Below are 17088 nucleotides of genomic sequence, written 5' to 3' on the forward strand. Positions count from 1 at the left end.
CGCCGATGACGCGGGCAGACGGGTTTCGCCGGCGCGCGGCGGCGCGCGGAAGCACCTCGCAAGCGAGTGTCGTCGCTGTGCGATCGTCGATGGAGGCGTCTCGGGTGCGGGCCATGCGGTGACCATGATAGAACGCTGGCTTTGCCGGAGACGCATCGAATGGAAGCACTGGTCCGCACTCGTCCGCTTAGTTGCCTGCCGGGAGGCTTGTGCCTGGCCGCGATGCTGCTGGCCGGCTGCGCCACGCGTCCGCTGCAGGAGCCGGGCAATGCCGGCCAGGTGGCTTACCAGTGGATCGAGCCTGAGGGCGGGGACAAGCTGCAGCTCGGCGTCGCGCAGCGTTTCGTGGCCGCCCTGCCCAATCCGGGCCGGCTGCTGCCGACCTATCCGCAGGCGTGGCTGGCCAGCCGGCTGGCACCGGTCTCGGTGTGCGCGGAGTTGTTCATCGATGCGCAGGGACGCGTGTACGAGAGCCATCCCCTGGTCCAGGGCGACGCCTGTCCGGCACCGACCGCCGGATATGGCGCAGCGTTCGAACAGGCAGTGCTGGCGGCGGTGTCGCAGTGGCAGTTCATTCCCGCCTACGTCTGCGAGTTCCCGGCCGGCGTGACGCCGCAAAGCGCATGCCTGGGCGAAGGCGTGGTACGCAGGCCGCTGGCGATCCGGCAGGCATACCGCTTCGTGTTCCGGCAGACGCCGCAGGGGCCCGTGGTCGATACGGCTGACGCGACCGTGGGGCGCTGATCGGCGACCGCTGCTAGCGCGGCGTCGAGTCCGGCACCGCGATCGGTGGATCGGCGCGTTCGCGCAGGCGCTCGTCGATCACCGCGGTGATCAGCGCGCCGACGAAGAACACCACGGCGGCGTAGTACATCCACACCAGCAGGATCACCAGGGTGCCCATCGAGCCATAGGCGCTGCCCGGCGCGGCGCGACCGATGTACAGGCCGATCAGGTAGCGCCCGGCGATGAACAGCAGCGCGGTGATCACGCCGCCCAGCAACGCCTGGCGCCAGTGGACGCGACGGTCGGGCAGGTAGTGGTACAGCAGCGCGAAGCCCAGGGCATACACCGCCAGCGCAGTGGCGTTGCCCAGTGCCGGCAGCAGCGACGGCACGTTGGCGAAGAAGATTTCCAGCGCGGTGGTCAGTGTCATCGACACCAGCAGCAGGAAGCCGAGCGCGAACACCACGCCGAACGAGAACACGCGCTTGCGGATCCAGGCGGCGATCCCGGGCAGGCGCTTGGCGTCGGTGCGGAAGATCAGGTTCAGTGCCGCCTGCAGCCGCGCGAACACCGCCGTGGCGCCGATGAACAGCAGCAGCGTGCTCCACAAGCCGGCCAGCGAGCCGACATCGGGGCGGCGGGTGGCGTTGTCGATCACGGTGTCGGCGACGGTTTCGGCGCCCTGTCCGGCGAGTGCGCCGACCTGGTCGATCAACGACTCCTGCGCGCTCGGATACAGTGATGCGGTCAGCCACAGCAGCAGCACCAGCAATGGCGCCAGCGACAGCAGTGCGTAGAACGACAGCGATGCGGCCTGGGTCAGCAGGTCGGTCTCGACGAAGCGTCGCGCCAGCGCCGCCGGCAGGGTTTCCTGCAGGCGTTGCACGTGGTGGCGGAGGTGTGCGGTCGTAGGGCGGCGCATGCGACGGCATGATGGCCGAGGTGCGCTAAAAGAAAAGTGACGACGACGTCTTGTCATCCCGAGCGTAGCGAGGGACCTGCTTCAAGTACCGTGCATACGACACTGCAGATCCCTCGCTATGTTCGGGATGACAGCGGCAGGCGATGTGCCCGTCCGGGCGAAGGTGCAACTCAGCCGGCGAGTTTCTGCTTCACCAGTGCCGAGACCTGGCCCATGTCCGCCTGTCCGGCGAGCTTCGGCTTCAGCACGGCCATCAGCTTGCCCATGTCGGCCGCGGTACTCGCGCCGGTGGCGGCGATGGCGGCATCGATCGCAGCGGCGATCGCCGCTTCGTCGAGCTTGGCCGGCAGATAGCGTTCGATCACCACGATCTCTGCACGCTCGACGGCGGCGAGGTCTACGCGGTTGGCGGCCTCGTACTGGGTCACCGAATCCTTGCGCTGCTTGACCATCTTGTCGAGCACGCCGATCACGGCGGCGTCGTCCAGTTCGATGCGCTCGTCGACTTCACGTTGCTTGATGGCGGCGTTGACCAGCCGGATCACGCCCAGCGAGTGCTTGTCGCCGGACTTCATCGCGGCCTTCATGTCGTCGGTGAGGCGTTGCTTGAGGGACATGGCGGGTCTCCGTTGTTGTGTCGGGCGGAGCTTGCTCCGCTGCTTCTGATGATCGGTGCGCGATTGCGGGGTGGGGCGGCGGAGCAAGCTCCGCGCGACAAAGCCAAAAACACAAAAAGCCGGCGACGCTCGCGCGTGCCGGCTTTCGGGATGCTTCCCCAGCGCATCCGGCGACTGCCGGGCGCTTGGAAACGATCCGCGTGACTCAGTACAGCCGCTGGCGCTTGGTGACGTCGCGCGAGCTGCGGCGGGCCTGGCGCTTCACGGCGGCGGCGGCCTTGCGCTTGCGCTCCTGGGTCGGCTTCTCGTAGAACTCGCGCTTGCGGGTTTCGGCCAGCACGCCGGCCTTCTCGCAGGTGCGCTTGAAGCGGCGCAGGGCAAACTCGAAAGGCTCGTTTTCGCGGACTTTGACGCTGGGCATAGGAATCTCTGAAATTTGGGATATCCAGCCCGAGGGCCGGCGGCCTTGCCGGGTTCCGCCCGGCGAGCCGCGTATGATAAGGGCTCGGCGACGCCAGGCGCAACCTGTGCGGCGCCGGAGCCTTGTTTTCGCAGGTCGGAGCCCTGCCGCTAAGAACAGGGCGCCCGCCGCGCCAATCCTGCTGGAACCTGGCCGGTAACGTCCCAATCTCCACTCCCGAACCCCCCCGAATCCCTGCCCCAATGAAAGTCCTCGGCATCGAAACCTCCTGCGACGAGACCGGCGTCGCCGTCTACGACACCGCCCTGTCCGGTGCCGCCGGGCTGCGCGCGCACGCCGTCTACAGCCAGATCGCGCTGCACGCCGAATATGGCGGCGTGGTGCCGGAACTGGCCAGCCGCGACCACGTCCGCAAGCTGCTGCCGCTGGTCCGCCAGACCCTGGCCGAGGCCGGACTGGGCGTTCGCGACATCGACGGGGTGGCCTATACGGCCGGGCCGGGCCTGGTCGGGGCGCTGCTGGTCGGCGCCGGCATGGCGCGTTCGCTGGCCTGGGCGCTGGACAAGCCGGCGATTGGCGTCCATCACATGGAAGGCCACCTGCTGGCGCCGCTGATGGAGGACGCCGATCCGATTCACGGCCGGCCCGAACCGCCGTTCGTGGCGCTGCTGGTATCCGGCGGGCATACCCAGCTGGTGGCCGTGGACGCGATCGGCCAGTACCAGCTGCTCGGCGAAACCCTGGACGATGCCGCCGGCGAGGCCTTCGACAAGACCGCCAAGCTGATGGGCCTGCCGTACCCGGGCGGACCGCAGCTGGCCGCACTGGCCGAGACCGGAACCCCGGGCGCCTACAGGTTCTCGCGGCCGATGACCGACCGCCCCGGCCTGGACTTCAGCTTCAGCGGCCTGAAGACGCAGGTACTGCTGGCCTGGCGCGACAGCGACCAGAGCGAGCGCACCCGCGCCGACATCGCCCGCGGCTTCGAGGATGCGGTGGTCGACACGCTGGCGATCAAGTGCACGCGCGCGCTGGCCCTTCGACAGGCTCAGGATGAGCGGTGCAACACGCTGGTGGTCGCCGGCGGCGTCGGCGCCAACAAGCGCCTGCGCGCGAAACTTGCCGAGAATGCCGCGCAGCACGGTGGCCGCGTCTGCTTCCCGCGCCCGGCGTTGTGCACCGACAACGGCGCGATGATCGCGTTCGCCGGCGCGCTGCGACTGCAGGCCGGCCAGCACGACGACGCGCAGGTGCAGGTGACGCCGCGCTGGGACATGGCGACGCTAGCGCCCGTAGCCCGGGAATCGGGAATGGAGAATCGGGAATCGTAAAAGCTGCAAAGCCAGACGCGCTAAGCTCTGGCCGTTGCGATTCCCGACTCACGACTCCCGATTCCCTATTCCCGGCGCTCCATGGACAAAGTCTTCATCGAAGGCCTCGAGATCGAGGCGCTGATCGGCATCTACGACTGGGAGCGGCGCATTCGCCAGCCGCTGCTGTTCGATGTCGAGATGGCGTTCGACAACCGCAGGCCGGCGGCCAGCGACGACATCGCCGATACGCTCAACTACAAGGCGGTCAGCAAGCGCCTGATCGAATACGTGTCGCAATCCGACTTCGGTCTGGTGGAGACGTTGGCCGAACGTTGCGCGGAGATCGTGCTGCGGGAATTCGGCGTTGCCCATGTGCGGCTGAAGCTGAGCAAGCCCGGCGCGGTACGCGGCGCACGGGCGGTGGGCGTGATCATCGAGCGCAGCCGCGAATGAGAAGAGTGGCCGCAGTGTCATCCCGAATGCAGTGAGGGCCTGTTCTTGCTGCGGGCGATGGCAGAACAGCCGCCCCTCACTGCGTTCGGGATGACTGGAAAATAAAGCACGAATGGACAAGGCCTACCTCAGTCTGGGAAGCAACGTCGATCCCGAGCGCCACCTGCGCTCGGCCATCGCCGCGCTGCGTGACCGCTTCGGCGAGCTGGCGCTGTCGCCGGTGTACCGCACCGCCGCGGTCGGCTTCGATGGCGCCGATTTCCTCAATGCTGCCGCGATCATCGACAGCGACCTGGAACCGGACGCACTCGACGACTGGCTGCACGCGCTGGAGAACGCGCATGGGCGCGACCGCAGCGGGCCACGCTTCGGCGATCGCACGCTGGACATCGACGTGGTCTTCTTCGGCGATCGCATCGTGCGCGGCGCCAAGGGCCTGCGCATCCCGCGCCCGGAGTTGCGGCACGCGTTCGTATTGAAACCGCTGGCGGACATCGCGCCGGGTTTCGTCGATCCGGTCAGCGGCAGCACCCTGGCCGCGCTGTGGGCCGCGTCCCCGGAACGCGCGTCGCCGATGACGCCGGTCGTGGATTTCGACCTGGCCTGAGCAGGGCGGTTGCGCCGAAAAGAAGCTGTCCGCATCGCTTGCGTTTGTCGGCGATGCGGGAAGCGGACGACACCCTGTCCAAAGTCGTGGTGCGTATCCGACGGGTGCGGGGCACAATCCAGGGCTTGCCTTGCCAGGAACATCCCATGCAGCGTCGCGATTTCATCAGGTCCACCGTGGCGGTCGGCGCGCTTGCCGCCGCACCGTGGTTCAACGCGCTCGGCAAACCGCGTGATCGCCTGCGCGTGGGGCTGATCGGCACCGGCATGCGCGGGCAGGTGCATCTGGATGAACTGCTGAAACGGCGCGATGTCGAAGTGGCCGCGATCTGCGACATCGAGCAGTTCATGCTCGATGCCGCCTTGAAGCAGGTCGCCGCCGCCGGCAAGCCGAAGCCGCAGGTGTTCACTGGCAACGACCACGCCTGGCGCGAGATGTATGCCAAGGCCGGGCTCGATGCGGTGATCATCGCAACGCCATGGGAATGGCATGCGGTGCAGGCGATCGAAGCGATGCAGGCCAGGATCGCGGTCGGCTGCGAAGTGGTAGCCGGCATCACCCTCGACGACCACTGGCAGGTGCTGCGCGCGCAGCAGCGGACCGGCACGCCTTACATGCTGCTGGAGAACGTCTGCTACCGGCGCGACGTGCTGGCCGTGCTCAACATGGCGCGGCAGAACGTGTTCGGCGAACTGGTGCACCTGCAGGGCGGTTACGAGCATGACCTTCGCGCGGTCAAGTTCAACGCCGGCGTGCCGGGCCAGGCCTATGGCGGCGGTGTCGAATTCGGCGACAAGGGCTGGTCGGAAGCCAGGTGGCGCACGCCGCATTCGGTGCGGCGCAGCGGCGAGCTCTATCCCAGCCACGGCATCGGTCCGTGCGCGATGTGGGCCGACATCCATCGCGGCAACCGCTTCACCCGCCTGACCAGCTACGCCAGCAAGGCGCGTGGCCTGCACGACTACGTGGTCAGGAATGCCGGCGAATCGCATCCGAACGCGAAGGTGAAGTTCGCGCTCGGCGATGTCGTCACCACGCAGATCGCCTGCGAGAACGGCGAGACCATCCTGCTGACCCACGACACCTCGCTGCCGCGTCCGTACTCGCTCGGCTTCCGCGTGCAGGGTACCCGCGGGCTGTGGATGGACCTCAACCAATCTATCTACATCGAAGGCAAGAGCCCCGAATCGCACCAGTGGGAGCCTGCGCAGGCCTGGTTGGACAAGTACGACCACCCGTTGTGGCAGAAGCATGCCGCGCAGGCCGAAGGTGCCGGCCACGGCGGCATGGATTTCTTCGTCATCCACGCCTTCATCGAGGCGCTGAAGGCTGCTGCGCCGATGCCGATCGACATCTACGACGCAGTGGCATGGAGTGCGATCACGCCGCTGTCGGAGCAGTCGATCGCCAACGAGAACCGGACGCTGGAATTCCCGGATTTCACCGAGGGCAAGTGGAAGGATCGCAAGCGGGTGTTCGCGCTGGATGGCAACTTCTGAGGCCCCTTTGCTGGGTTGATGGAGCCAACCCAGCCTACGTCGATCAAACATCACCCTTCGAGCAGGCGCCCGCCATCGACGCGCAGGATCTGCCCGGTCGTGTAGGTCGCATCCTGCAGCAGCCAGCGCACCGCCTCGGCGATCTCCCGCGCGGTACCGGTGCGGGCCAGTGGCGTGCGCGCCAGCAGCACCTCCTGTTTGCGGTCGTCGCTGGTGTCGTTTTCCGGCCACAGGATCGCGCCGGGTGCGACCGCATTGACGCGCACCTGCGGCGCAAGTTCCAGCGCCAGCGATTGCGTGGCCATCGCCAGCGCGGCCTTGGCCATGCAGTACACGGCGTGGTCGCGCAGCGGCCGCTGTGCGTAGATGTCGACCAGATTGACGATCGCGCCGCGCGTGGCTTTCAGATGCGGAGCCGCGGCCTGCGCCAGGAAAAACGGCGCGCGCGCATTGCTGGCGAAAAGCGCGTCCCAATGCGCTGGCGTGGCCGTGCCCAGCGGCGTCGGCATGAAGCTGGAGGCGTTGTTGACCAAGGCATCGAGCCGGCCGAAGCGACCGACGGTTTGGGCGACCAGTTCCGGCAGGCGATCGAATTCGGCCAGGTCGGCCTGCAGCAGCAGCGTGCTGCCCGCGCGTGCCGTTTCCAGTTCCGTCGCCAGCGCCTGCGCGTCGGCGGCGGCGTTGCGGTAGTGCAGGGCGATGTCGTAGCCGGCAGCGTGCAGGTGGCGGGCGATATCGGCACCGATGCGCCGGGCGGCGCCGGTGACCAGGGCAATGGGGCGTGCGGATTCCATGGCGTGTTCGTGTCCGGGTTGCGGACACCATACCGCCATCGCCGAGCCATCGCAGGGCCTGGTGGAAGCGGCCCAAGCCACTAGCGGCTGATGTTGCATCCGGCGTGTGCCGCCACGGTGTTCCCCGGATTCCGTAATAAGCTGTTGCGATCGAACTGGATCAAACATGTCTACGCCATTACCTCCCGATTCCGATGCGGCCGCCCACAGCGAACGCCTGGCCGCCCTGATCCGCGAGCAGATCACGGCCGCAGGCGGCGCGATACCGTTCTCGCGCTTCATGGAGTTGGCCCTGTATGCGCCGGGCCTCGGTTACTACAGCGCGGGCGCGACCAAGTTCGGCGCAGCCGGCGATTTCGTCACTGCACCGGAACTGGGTTCGCTGTTCGCCGAATGCGTGGCCGAGGCGGTGGCGCCGGTGATCCGTCAGGCGGGCATGGATGCCGTATTCGTCGAGATCGGCGGCGGCAGCGGTGCGTTCGCCGAGGATGCGATCAGGCAGCTGGTCGCGCTGGACGCGATGCCCGCGCGATACGCGATCCTCGAACCCAGCGCCGACCTGCGCGAACGCCAGCGCGAGCGTCTGCAGCAACGGCTGGCGCCGCCCTTGTTCGAGCGCGTGCAATGGCTGGAGGGCCCGCTGCATGAACCCTGGAACGGCGTGCTGTTCGCCAATGAAGTGATCGATGCCTTGCCGACGCCGCGCTTCACTCTGCGGGATGGCGAAGTGCTCGAGGAATACGTCGCGCTGGACGCCGGCGGGCGTTTCACGCGCGCCGATTTTCCTGCCGATGCGCTGCTGACCGCGACGGTGCGCCACGTCGAACGCCAGCTGGATGCGCCGTTCACCGAAGGCTATCGCTCCGAACTGCTGCCGCAGCTGCCGTACTGGCTGCAGGCGGTGGCCGGTGGACTCGGTGCCGGCGCGATGCTGTTCGTCGACTACGGACATCCGCGTGGTGAGTTCTACGCGCCGGCGCGCCGCGACGGCACCTTGCGCGCATTCCATCGTCACCAGCTGGCCGACGATGTCTACGCACGGGTCGGCCTGCAGGACCTGACCGCGTCGGTGGATTTCACCGCGTTGGCCGAGGCCGGTACGCACGCCGGCTTCGAATTCGCCGGTTACTGTTCGCAGGCCAGCTTCCTGATCGGCAACGGCTTGGCACAAAGGCTGGCCGAACACGAAGCGGGCGCGCCCGACGAGATCGCACGTTACGCGCTGCGGCAGCAGGTCAAGCAGCTGACCCTGCCCGATGCGATGGGCGAGCGCTTCCAGGCGATGGGTTTCGCGCGCGATGTCGAATTCGAAGCTGCCTTCCTGGCCGGCGACCTGAGCTTCCGTCTGTGATCGTCGGCCGTTCGCTGAAGCCGCTGCGGCGTGCCGGGCTGTGGGCGACGCTCTGGTGCGTGGCGATCGCGCTGGTAGTGGTCGTGTCGCTGGTGCCGGCGCCGCAGTTGCCCGACCTGCCGCCGGGCAGCGACAAGTGGGAACACTTCCTCGCCTATTTCGCGCTGTCGGCGTTTGCGGTGCAGCTGTTCGCACGCTGGCCGGCGCTGCTCGGCGCGGGCATCGGGCTGGTACTGATGGGCATCGGCCTGGAATACGCGCAGGGCACCTTGACCGACACCCGGATGATGGATCGCTGGGATGCGCTGGCGAACACGCTTGGCGTGATCGCCGGGTTGGCGACGCGACTGACGCCGTGGCGCGACGCGCTGTTGCGCTTCGATCCGCTGTAGATGCGCGGCTCGACGCGATCGTGTCGCGTCAGGAATCGCGTTGCCGCAGTGCAGCCCGCCGGTCAGTTGCCAGGCACCAGCCTTGCCTGATCCAGTACCCACATCGCCGGCCGCGTGTCGCCGGTGAAGACGATGCACAGGTCCTGCCGGCCGCCGACGCGTGCCGGCAACTGCGCGCGCAGGTCGATGAAGCCGTCGGCGCCGGGTTCGGCCGGTAGCGGCACGGCGGCCAACAGCTCGCCATCGCAGCCGGCGCGGATTTCCAGCTCGCCGTGCGCCGATGTGGCCGGCCTGAATTTCCGGTTGGGCTCGTCGCCGGCCAGTCCGAAGTTGTACGGAATGCGGCCGGCGCGTACGTCGAGCGCAGCGATGCCGTCCAGGTCGGCGCGCAGCCATTGCCAACATGGGTTGAAGATGGTGACGTTGAAGAACTCGCGCGTGCCGTCGGCGGGACCGTCGTCTTCCAGTCGCAACAGCAGGCGTCCGCCGTCCGGGCAGGTCGCCATCGCGTCGTCGCTGCGTCGCAGCAGCGAGTCAGGATCGAAGCGCTGCGCGATCGCCGGCGCCAGCGCCTTGCCGTCGAAGAACGTCGTCGCCTGCAGCGTGGCCGGCAGACGCACGTCCAGCGGCATCTGGTAGCGCGACGATCGCGCGGTCGGCGCACTGCCATCGGTGGTGTAGCGAATTTCGTAGCCGAGCGGATTGGACAACGTAAGCCGCGCGGAGCCGGCCTTGCGGTCGCCTTCTACGCTGGCGATGACTTCGAACGGCGTCTTCGCATAGTCGAGCTGCATTGCGTCATAACGCCGCAGCTGCGTGGGCAGGCGGCGCAGGAAATCGGCGTAATCCCTGTTTTCGCGCGCGGACCAGCCGGTTTCGGCGACCGCGGTCAGACGCGGGAACAGGTTGTGCTGCAGGCGCGCGAAACTGCGCGTGTGTTCGGTCCAAAGATGCGCCTGCAGGCCGAGGATGTGGTGACGCAGTTCGGCGGCGAGCGCATCGGGCACCGGTTCGAAACCGTAGACCTTCTCCAGCGTCAGTGGCGGCGATGGGCGGCCCGGCGGTTCCCGGGTCGAACCGGTCTGCAGGAAATCGAAATACAGGTGCGACTTCGGCGACATCACCACGTCGTGGCCCAGCCGCGCGGCTTCGAGGCCGCCTTCGGTGCCGCGCCAGGACATCACCGCCGCCTGTGGTGGCAGGCCGCCTTCGATGATCTCGTCCCAGCCGATCAGGCGGCGGCCGTGCGTTTCCAGGAATGTCTCCAGGCGCTTGAGCATCCAGCTCTGCAGCGCAGCCTCGTCGGCGATGCCGAGCTCGCGCATCCGCGCCTGGATGCGCGGTGACGCCTGCCACTGGCCTTTGACCGCCTCGTCGCCGCCAAGGTGCAGGTAGGTGCCCGGGAACAGATCCATCAGCTCGGTCAGCACGTCCTCCATGAAGGCCAGCGTGCCGGTCTCGACATTGAACAACCAGGGATTGACGCCCCAGTCGCTGGACACCGCCGGCGTGATGCCGGGCACGCCCAGCGCGGGATAGGCGGCGACGGCGGCCTGCGCATGGCCGGGAACGTCGAACTCGGGAACGATGGTGATGTGTCGCTGCGCCGCGTAACGCACCACGTCGCGGATCTGTTGCTGCGTGTAGTGACCGCAGTACGGACGCGGCGCGCCCGTGGCCGGATCCTTGCCGGCATCGCCGGCCGGAATCCGGCAGCCGCCGATTCCGGTCAGCCGTGGATATTTCCTGATCTCGACGCGCCAGCCCTGGTCGTCGGTCAGATGCCAGTGGAAGGTGTTGAGCTTGTGCAAGGCCATCTGGTCGAGCAGTTGCTTGATCTCGTCGACCGACTGGAAGTGGCGCGCGGAGTCGAGCATGAAGCCGCGCCACGGAAAACGCGGTGCGTCCTCGATGGCCACCGCCGGAAGTTTCATCGGCAGGGCCTGGCCCTGCGTCAGCAGCTGCCACAGTGTCACCGCGCCGTAGAACAGGCCGCGTTCGTCGGCGGCAGTGACGCGGATGCCATCGGTGCGCACATCCAGCGCATAGGCTTCCGGCGATGTCGATTCGCGCCCGCGGTCGACGGCAAAACGGATGCCGCCTGCCGCGTTGTCGCCCGGATCGGCGATGGCCAGTTCCAGGCCACGCGTTCTGGCGACATAGTCGACGAATTGTGCGGCGACCCGGCGCGCGGCATCGCCTTCGGCGAACACCTTGGTGCCGGCATCCAGCACGAAGCTGCCTTCATGTCGTTGCAGTCGCGCGGGGACGGGGATCAGCGCGACCGATTGCGCTGCATGGCCGGTCGCCGGGGGCATGGCGGCGGCACAGGGCAGGCCACCCAACACCAGACTGACAATGAGCAGGACGTTGCGGCAGGAGAAAGCGGGTTTCGACATTGGGATCCCTGGGAAAGCGCAGCCAACGAGGACAGAGGTGCGGAATCGCAGCCTGCTGTCGGACAACGATCTTGAAATCATGCGCCGGGCGCGTGCCTGCTGCTGTTTCAGGTACGGCGCCAATATTCTTTGTTGGGCGAGAAAAGGAAGACCGCTCGCGCGGCCTTCCGGTGTCATCGGCTCGCGCCTTTTCGATGCATCAGGGCCTGGGAGCCGCAGGCAGCAGGCTGATCCGGTCCAGCGCCCACATCGCCGGTCGCGTGTCGCCGGTGAAGACCACGCACAGGTCATGGCTGCCGGCAGTCGCCGCGGGCAGTTCCGCTTTCAGCGTCACGAAGCCATCGGCCTCCGTGCCGGCCGGAAGCGGCACGCTGGCCAGCGACGGGCCTTCGCAGCCGCTGCGGATTTCCAGTTCGCCATGCGCCGACTTCGCGGGCTTGAACTTGCGGTGCGGTTCGTCGTGCGCCAGCTGGAAGTAGTAGGGAATCCGTCCCGCACGCACTTCGATCGCGGCGATGCCGTCCAGGTCGGCGCCGGTCCACTGCCAGCAGGGATTGAAGATGTCGACCTTGAAGATGGCGCGCTCGCCGTCGGCCGGACCGTCGTCTTCCAGGCGCAGCATCAGGTTGCCGGTGCACATCTTCATTTCCTCGTCGTTGCGGGTCAGCAGCGAGGTGGCGTCCAGCTTGCGCACTGAGGCGGTGGCGAGCGGTTGCCCGGCGAAGAATGCGGCGGCCTGGACCTGCGCTGGCAACTTCACATCCAGCGGCTGTTCGAACAGCGGCGAGGTCGCGGCCGGCGCGCTGCCATCGGTGGTGTAGCGCACTTCGTAACCGAGCGGATTGGACAATGCGACCTGCACCTTGCCGTCGCGGCCGCTGCCGGCGGTGGCGATGTCGACCTGGAAAGGCGTCTGCGCATAGGCGATGCCCAGTGCGCGATAGCGTTGCAGCTGCACCGGCAGCCGCTTGAGGAAACCGTCCCAGTCCTTGCGCTCGGCCGGCGACCAGGCGCTTTCCGCCAATGCGGCGATGCGCGGGAAGATCGCGTGCTGCACGCGTTCGAAACCGCGCATGTGCTCGGTCCAAGTATTGGCCTGCACGCCGAGTACGTGCTTCTGCTGCGTGGCATCCAGTCCGGCTGGCATCGGCTCGTAGGCGTAGACCTCCTGCAGCGTCACCGTGGCCGGACGCCCTGGCGGTTCGTTCGGCGAGTCGGTCTGCAGGTAATCCAGGTACAGGTCCGACACCGGCGACATCACCACGTCATGGCCCTGCTTCGCCGCGGCGATGCCGCCTTCGGTGCCGCGCCAAGACATCACCGCTGCTTCCGGCGGCAGGCCGCCGGCCAGGATCTCGTCCCAGCCGATCATCAGGCGATCCTTCGCGACCAGGTGTTTTTCCAGGCGCTTGAGCAGATGGCTCTGCATCTCCTCCTCGGTCCTGATGCCGAGTTCGCGCATGCGCGCCTGCACGCGCGGCGAAGCCTTCCACTGGTCCTTGACCGCCTCGTCGCCGCCGAGATGGATGTACTTGCCGGGGAACAGCGTGATGACTTCGTCGAGCACGTTCTCGAGGAACCGGAACGTGCTTTCCTCGACATTGAACAGGTAGGTGTTGACGCCCCATTCGTTGAGCGGCACCGGCTTGTCGCCGAGCACGCCGAGTTCCGGATAGGCGGCGATCGCGGCCTGGGCGTGGCCCGGCATGTCGATTTCCGGGACGATGGTGATGTGCAGCGCCGCGGCATGGGCGACCACGTCGCGGATCTGTTCCTGCGTGTAGAAGCCGCAATACGGACGCGGCTGGCCGCTTTTCGGATCGATGCCGCCATCGCCAGCGGGCACGCGGCAGCCGCCGACCTCGGTCAGTTTCGGGTACTGCTTGATCTCGATGCGCCAGCCCTGGTCGTCGGTGAGATGCCAGTGGAAGGTGTTGAGCTTGTGCAGCGCCATCTGGTCGAGCACGCGCTTGATCTCGTCCACCGACTGGAAGTGGCGCGCGGAATCCAGCATCAGGCCGCGCCAGCCGAAACGCGGCGTGTCGTCGATGCGTAGCGCCGGCACGCGTAGCGGGGCGTCGCCGGCGCCGGAAGTGAGCAGTTGCCACAGCGTAACCGCGCCGTAGTACAGGCCGCGCCCGTCGCTGGCACTGACGCGGATGCGCTGTGGACTGACATCGAGCGAGTAGGCTTCCGGTGCCGCCGCCGGCAGCGTGTCGTCGATGGCGAACACGATGCCGCCGGCATCGGTCGCGGCATCGTCGAGTTTCAGTTGCAGTTGCGGTGTTTTTGCCGCCAGCGCGATGAATTGCCGCGCGACCGTTTCGGCTTCCGAGCCGCGGGCGTGCACGGGCGTGTCGGCGCTCACCATGAAGCCGCCTTCGGCGGGCATCATCGCGGCAGGCTGCGGGATCAGGGCGGGCGCGATGATCGCGTCGCCGGATGCAGCGGTGGTTTCAGTGGCCGCCGGCGCACCGGTCTTGCCGCAGGCGGCGAGCAGCATCGCCATCGCCAGGACGATTCCCGGCATCAGCCGGTTTGGAGCGGAATGGATCATGGCGCGTACCTCAGGTCGATTCGGAACAAGCATCCCAAAAAAAGCGGGCCCGGACAGATCCGGGCCCGCAAGGAACTACACCAGGGGTGCCATCGGCACGATCCTCAGAACTGGAAGCGGATCGTGGCCATGTAGCGGCGGCCGGTGCGGTACACGCCACGCGGCAGCGCACGGGTATCGGCATAGCTGTAGTACTCGGAGTCCAGCAGGTTCATGGCATCGAACGACAATCCCCATGTGTCGTTGAACTTGTAGCCGATCGAGCCGTCCAGCGAGGAGTACTTGTCGGTATACAGCCGGTCGCCGCGGTCGATGTTGGTGAAGTAGTCCGAACGCCAGCCGTAGTTCAGGCGCACGTTCCACTTGTCGTCTTCCCAGAACGGGCTGAAGTTGACCTGGTGCTCGGAGTTGTACGGCAGGCGGTCGCCAGTGTTGGCCTCGCCATCGGAGTAGGTGTAGTTGGTGACCAGACCGAAGCCCAGCGCGAAGTTCTGCTGGTAGGCGACGGTGAAGCCCTGCACCTTGGCCGTGCCGGCGTTGTCCGGACGCGCGACCTGGTAGATCGTCTCCATGCCACGCGACTGGTTGAAGTGCGTTTCCGGCCGCGTGGTGGACAGGATGTAGTTGGAGATGTCCTTGTAGAACACCGAACCGGCCAGGATCGAGTCGGGCGAGAAATACCACTCGGCCGAGAAGTCCAGGTTGGTAGAGCGGTAGGGCTCGATATCCGGATTGCCGCCGCCGCCGGTCAGGGTCTGGTCACCCAGCCACAGGTACGGCGACATGTCGGCGTAGTTCGGCCGCGCCATCACCTTGGCCGCCGAGAAGCGCAGCACCAGGTCGTCGGTGGCGTCGAACGCCACGTTCACGCTCGGCAGGATGTCGTCGTAGGAGCGGTTCTCGCGCACCGGCGCATAGCCGGTCGCCGCACACGGATTCTCGCCGGTGACGCAGGCGAAGCTGTCCACCTGCGAGGCGGTTTCCACATAACGCACGCCGAAATTGCCGCGCCAGCGGTCGGTGCGGAAGTCGGCCTGCGCGTAGTAGGCATCGATCTGCTCGCCGACGGTGAAGGTGTTGGCGACGAAGCTCGGATCGTTGAACGTGCCCGGCGTGGGCATGGTCTGCCATGGCGCCAGCCAGGTGCCGCCGAGGATCCAGTCGGCCATGGCCTTGGCGTCGATCTTGAAGCGGTTGCGCATCTGTTCGTTCGCGCCGAAGAAGCCGGACAGGTAGTTGTCCGGCACCTGCGAGGGATTGAACATGTCGGCGGTGGCATCGCCGTAGCCGGCCACTGCGGCCAGCGACACGCCGGACATCGACTGCGAGGTTTCGTGGTCGCGGTACTTGTAGCCGAACCGGACCTGGTGGATCGGCGAGTCGAAGTTGAGGCCGAAGTCGATCTGCGCGTACTGCTCCTCGTCGGTGGTCGGCTTGGACACGACGTTGCCGCCCCAGCCGGTATTCCACGTTTCTGGACTGCTCGGATCCGAACCCCAGCCGCCGTCGACGCGGAACGCGCCCGGGTTGTTGAGCACGTTGCCGTTGTCGTAGCTGATGATGCCCGGGTTGAGCGTGGCGCCGCGGATGTCGTACTGGTAGTCGGACCAGTTGAGGAACTCGCCATACAGCTGGCGGCTGGTGCCGCCGCTGGCTTCGGTGGTGCCCAGCTGCGCCGAGACGAACCACTTGTCGGTGGTCCAGGTGCCCTTGAGGTCGTAGGAGTTGGTATCGACCTCGGCCTCGCGCTGCTGCACGTCGAACACGCTCAGTGCATTGGTGAAGTGCGCGCGGTTGATGACGCCGTTCTCGATCCCGACGTCGTCCATCTTCATCAGGCCGTTCCACGGGTTGCCCATGAACGCGAACAGCGACTGGTTGGTGTTGTCGTAGGTGGCGTCGACGTGCAGCGCGTTGAACACCAGCTCCAGGTTGTCGTTGGGCATGAACTGCATGGTCAGGTCGTAGCTCTGACGCTCGCGCTCCTGCTCGAAGTACGAAGTGCTCCACGAATTGGGACCGCGCGCGTCGAGGTTGGCGTTGAGCGTGTCGGCGCAGGCGCCGGTGCACGATGCCGGCAGGGTCGGTTGCGAGCCATCCGGATTCGGCGGCTGCGACCAGTCCGGCGGCAGATTGTTGACCGAGCCGCCGCCACCGGCGCCATCACGATAGTCGCGTGCGCTGACCGAACCGTAGGCTTCCAGGCCGTCGCGACGGATGTGCTCGGTCATCGACTGCGCCGAGATCGCGATGCCGAAGGTCTGCGCCTTGTTCTTCCAGCTGTACATCAGCGACAGGTCCGGATCGCCATCGCCGGGACGGTCGTTGTACAGATAACCGGCCGCGCCGGTGATCTGGTTGGATTCCATTTCCAGCGGCTTGCGCGTGCTGACGATCACGGTGCCGCCGATGCTGCCTTCGTCGATGCGTGCTTCAGGCGACTTGAACACTTCCACCTTGCCGACGATCTGCGGTGGCAGCAGCGTGTAATTGAAGGTGCGGCCGGGCTGGTCGATGATGAACCAGTCCGCGGAGGCCACGGTCTGGCCGTTGAGCAGGGTGCGGTTGAGCGCCGGATCGGTGCCCAGGATGCTGACCTTCTCGCCCTGTCCGAACAGGCGGTCGACGGTGACGCCGGGAATGATGGTCATCGCCTCGGCGACGTTGGTGCTCGGGAACTTGCCCACGTCTTCGGCGGTGATCACGTCGACGATGGCGTTGGCCTCGCGCTTGCTCTCCAGCGATTGCTGCAGGCTGCCGCGGATGCCGGTCACCACCACGGTCTGGATTTCGGTGACTTCGTCCTGCTTGGCCTCGGTCGTGGTGCCGGCTTCCTGCGCCTGGATCTGCGCCGCGAAGCCCAGGCCGGCCACGATCGCGGCCGACAGGATCGTTCTTCTACATTTCATGCGGTTTTCCCCTAGTTTTCGGTAAGTTGCAGCAACACATCGCCGCCGCGCCCATGCTTTGTTTTTATCGCCGCGCGGATGGACGCGGCCATTCCCACCCCATGCAACAGACCCGCACCTGCATTTTC

Annotated in this window: 14 protein-coding genes; 7 read left to right on the forward strand and 7 right to left on the reverse strand. The window is 66.8% G+C overall.

What is annotated here, in order from left to right:
- The first annotated feature begins 159 nt into the window (after positions 1-159).
- Positions 160-744 (forward strand): energy transducer TonB, encoded by a 585-nt coding sequence (locus tag IP90_RS00715; protein ID WP_144897656.1) that lies wholly within the window; start codon positions 160-162, stop codon positions 742-744.
- 13 nt (positions 745-757) lie between these two features.
- Here IP90_RS00715 and IP90_RS00720 read toward each other — a convergent pair whose 3' ends face one another.
- The 3 genes from IP90_RS00720 to rpsU form a co-directional block, all read right to left on the reverse strand.
- Positions 758-1648, reverse strand: a complete 891-nt coding sequence (locus tag IP90_RS00720) for a YihY/virulence factor BrkB family protein (protein WP_144897658.1) — start codon at positions 1646-1648, stop codon at positions 758-760.
- A gap of 170 nt (positions 1649-1818) precedes the next feature.
- On the reverse strand, positions 1819-2265 hold the full coding sequence (locus tag IP90_RS00725) for a GatB/YqeY domain-containing protein (RefSeq protein ID WP_144897660.1): 447 nt from the start codon (positions 2263-2265) through the stop codon (positions 1819-1821).
- Between the two features lie 205 nt (positions 2266-2470).
- Complete coding sequence (gene rpsU / locus IP90_RS00730) at positions 2471-2686, reverse strand: 30S ribosomal protein S21 (RefSeq protein WP_056134345.1); 216 nt, start codon at positions 2684-2686, stop codon at positions 2471-2473.
- 242 nt (positions 2687-2928) lie between these two features.
- Between rpsU and tsaD the strand changes: the two genes are divergently transcribed.
- The 4 genes from tsaD to IP90_RS00750 all read left to right on the forward strand — a co-directional run bounded on the left by tsaD (position 2929) and on the right by IP90_RS00750 (position 6558).
- A complete protein-coding gene (tsaD, locus tag IP90_RS00735; RefSeq protein WP_144897662.1) occupies positions 2929-4017 on the forward strand; it encodes a tRNA (adenosine(37)-N6)-threonylcarbamoyltransferase complex transferase subunit TsaD in 1089 nt (362 codons plus the stop codon).
- 81 nt (positions 4018-4098) lie between these two features.
- Positions 4099-4452 (forward strand): dihydroneopterin aldolase, encoded by a 354-nt coding sequence (gene folB, locus IP90_RS00740; RefSeq protein WP_144897664.1) that lies wholly within the window; start codon positions 4099-4101, stop codon positions 4450-4452.
- A gap of 112 nt (positions 4453-4564) precedes the next feature.
- On the forward strand, positions 4565-5059 hold the full coding sequence (gene folK / locus IP90_RS00745) for a 2-amino-4-hydroxy-6-hydroxymethyldihydropteridine diphosphokinase (protein ID WP_144897666.1): 495 nt from the start codon (positions 4565-4567) through the stop codon (positions 5057-5059).
- Between the two features lie 146 nt (positions 5060-5205).
- A complete protein-coding gene (locus IP90_RS00750) occupies positions 5206-6558 on the forward strand; it encodes a Gfo/Idh/MocA family protein (protein WP_144897668.1) in 1353 nt (450 codons plus the stop codon).
- 50 nt (positions 6559-6608) lie between these two features.
- On the opposite strand, the gene IP90_RS00755 is transcribed toward IP90_RS00750, so the two are convergent.
- Entirely contained in the window at positions 6609-7352 is a 744-nt protein-coding gene (locus tag IP90_RS00755) for a pteridine reductase (protein ID WP_144897670.1), read from the reverse strand.
- A 166-nt stretch (positions 7353-7518) separates the two neighbouring features.
- Here IP90_RS00755 and IP90_RS00760 point away from each other — a divergent pair, with 166 nt between their 5' ends.
- Positions 7519-8703, forward strand: coding sequence for a class I SAM-dependent methyltransferase (locus IP90_RS00760; RefSeq protein WP_144897672.1), 1185 nt, complete (start codon positions 7519-7521; stop codon positions 8701-8703).
- A complete protein-coding gene (locus IP90_RS00765; protein ID WP_425477042.1) occupies positions 8700-9095 on the forward strand; it encodes a VanZ family protein in 396 nt (131 codons plus the stop codon). Before IP90_RS00760 ends, IP90_RS00765 begins: the two co-directional genes overlap by 4 nt.
- A 62-nt stretch (positions 9096-9157) precedes the next feature.
- Here IP90_RS00765 and IP90_RS00770 read toward each other — a convergent pair whose 3' ends face one another.
- From IP90_RS00770 to IP90_RS00780, 3 genes are all read right to left on the reverse strand, one after another.
- Positions 9158-11575, reverse strand: a complete 2418-nt coding sequence (locus tag IP90_RS00770; protein WP_425477043.1) for a family 20 glycosylhydrolase — start codon at positions 11573-11575, stop codon at positions 9158-9160.
- Positions 11576-11693: 118 nt separating this feature from the next.
- Complete coding sequence (locus IP90_RS00775; protein ID WP_144897676.1) at positions 11694-14084, reverse strand: family 20 glycosylhydrolase; 2391 nt, start codon at positions 14082-14084, stop codon at positions 11694-11696.
- Between the two features lie 71 nt (positions 14085-14155).
- Complete coding sequence (locus IP90_RS00780; RefSeq protein ID WP_144897678.1) at positions 14156-16960, reverse strand: TonB-dependent receptor; 2805 nt, start codon at positions 16958-16960, stop codon at positions 14156-14158.
- Positions 16961-17088: the final 128 nt, after the last annotated feature.

The organism is Luteimonas cucumeris (genome assembly GCF_007830035.1).
In the GTDB taxonomy this organism is placed as follows: domain Bacteria; phylum Pseudomonadota; class Gammaproteobacteria; order Xanthomonadales; family Xanthomonadaceae; genus Luteimonas_C; species Luteimonas_C cucumeris.

What these genes read in the sequence shown, in the direction of transcription:
- IP90_RS00715 (WP_144897656.1), top strand. Translation starts at nt 160, where the DNA reads ATGGAAGCACTGGTCCGCACTCGTCCGCTTAGTTGCCTGCCGGGAGGC.
- IP90_RS00720 (WP_144897658.1), bottom strand. Translation starts at nt 1,648, where the DNA reads ATGCGCCGCCCTACGACCGCACACCTCCGCCACCACGTGCAACGCCTG.
- IP90_RS00725 (WP_144897660.1), bottom strand. Translation starts at nt 2,265, where the DNA reads ATGTCCCTCAAGCAACGCCTCACCGACGACATGAAGGCCGCGATGAAG.
- rpsU (WP_056134345.1), bottom strand. Translation starts at nt 2,686, where the DNA reads ATGCCCAGCGTCAAAGTCCGCGAAAACGAGCCTTTCGAGTTTGCCCTG.
- tsaD (WP_144897662.1), top strand. Translation starts at nt 2,929, where the DNA reads ATGAAAGTCCTCGGCATCGAAACCTCCTGCGACGAGACCGGCGTCGCC.
- folB (WP_144897664.1), top strand. Translation starts at nt 4,099, where the DNA reads ATGGACAAAGTCTTCATCGAAGGCCTCGAGATCGAGGCGCTGATCGGC.
- folK (WP_144897666.1), top strand. Translation starts at nt 4,565, where the DNA reads ATGGACAAGGCCTACCTCAGTCTGGGAAGCAACGTCGATCCCGAGCGC.
- IP90_RS00750 (WP_144897668.1), top strand. Translation starts at nt 5,206, where the DNA reads ATGCAGCGTCGCGATTTCATCAGGTCCACCGTGGCGGTCGGCGCGCTT.
- IP90_RS00755 (WP_144897670.1), bottom strand. Translation starts at nt 7,352, where the DNA reads ATGGAATCCGCACGCCCCATTGCCCTGGTCACCGGCGCCGCCCGGCGC.
- IP90_RS00760 (WP_144897672.1), top strand. Translation starts at nt 7,519, where the DNA reads ATGTCTACGCCATTACCTCCCGATTCCGATGCGGCCGCCCACAGCGAA.
- IP90_RS00770 (WP_425477043.1), bottom strand. Translation starts at nt 11,575, where the DNA reads ATGATTTCAAGATCGTTGTCCGACAGCAGGCTGCGATTCCGCACCTCT.
- IP90_RS00775 (WP_144897676.1), bottom strand. Translation starts at nt 14,084, where the DNA reads ATGCTTGTTCCGAATCGACCTGAGGTACGCGCCATGATCCATTCCGCT.
- IP90_RS00780 (WP_144897678.1), bottom strand. Translation starts at nt 16,960, where the DNA reads ATGAAATGTAGAAGAACGATCCTGTCGGCCGCGATCGTGGCCGGCCTG.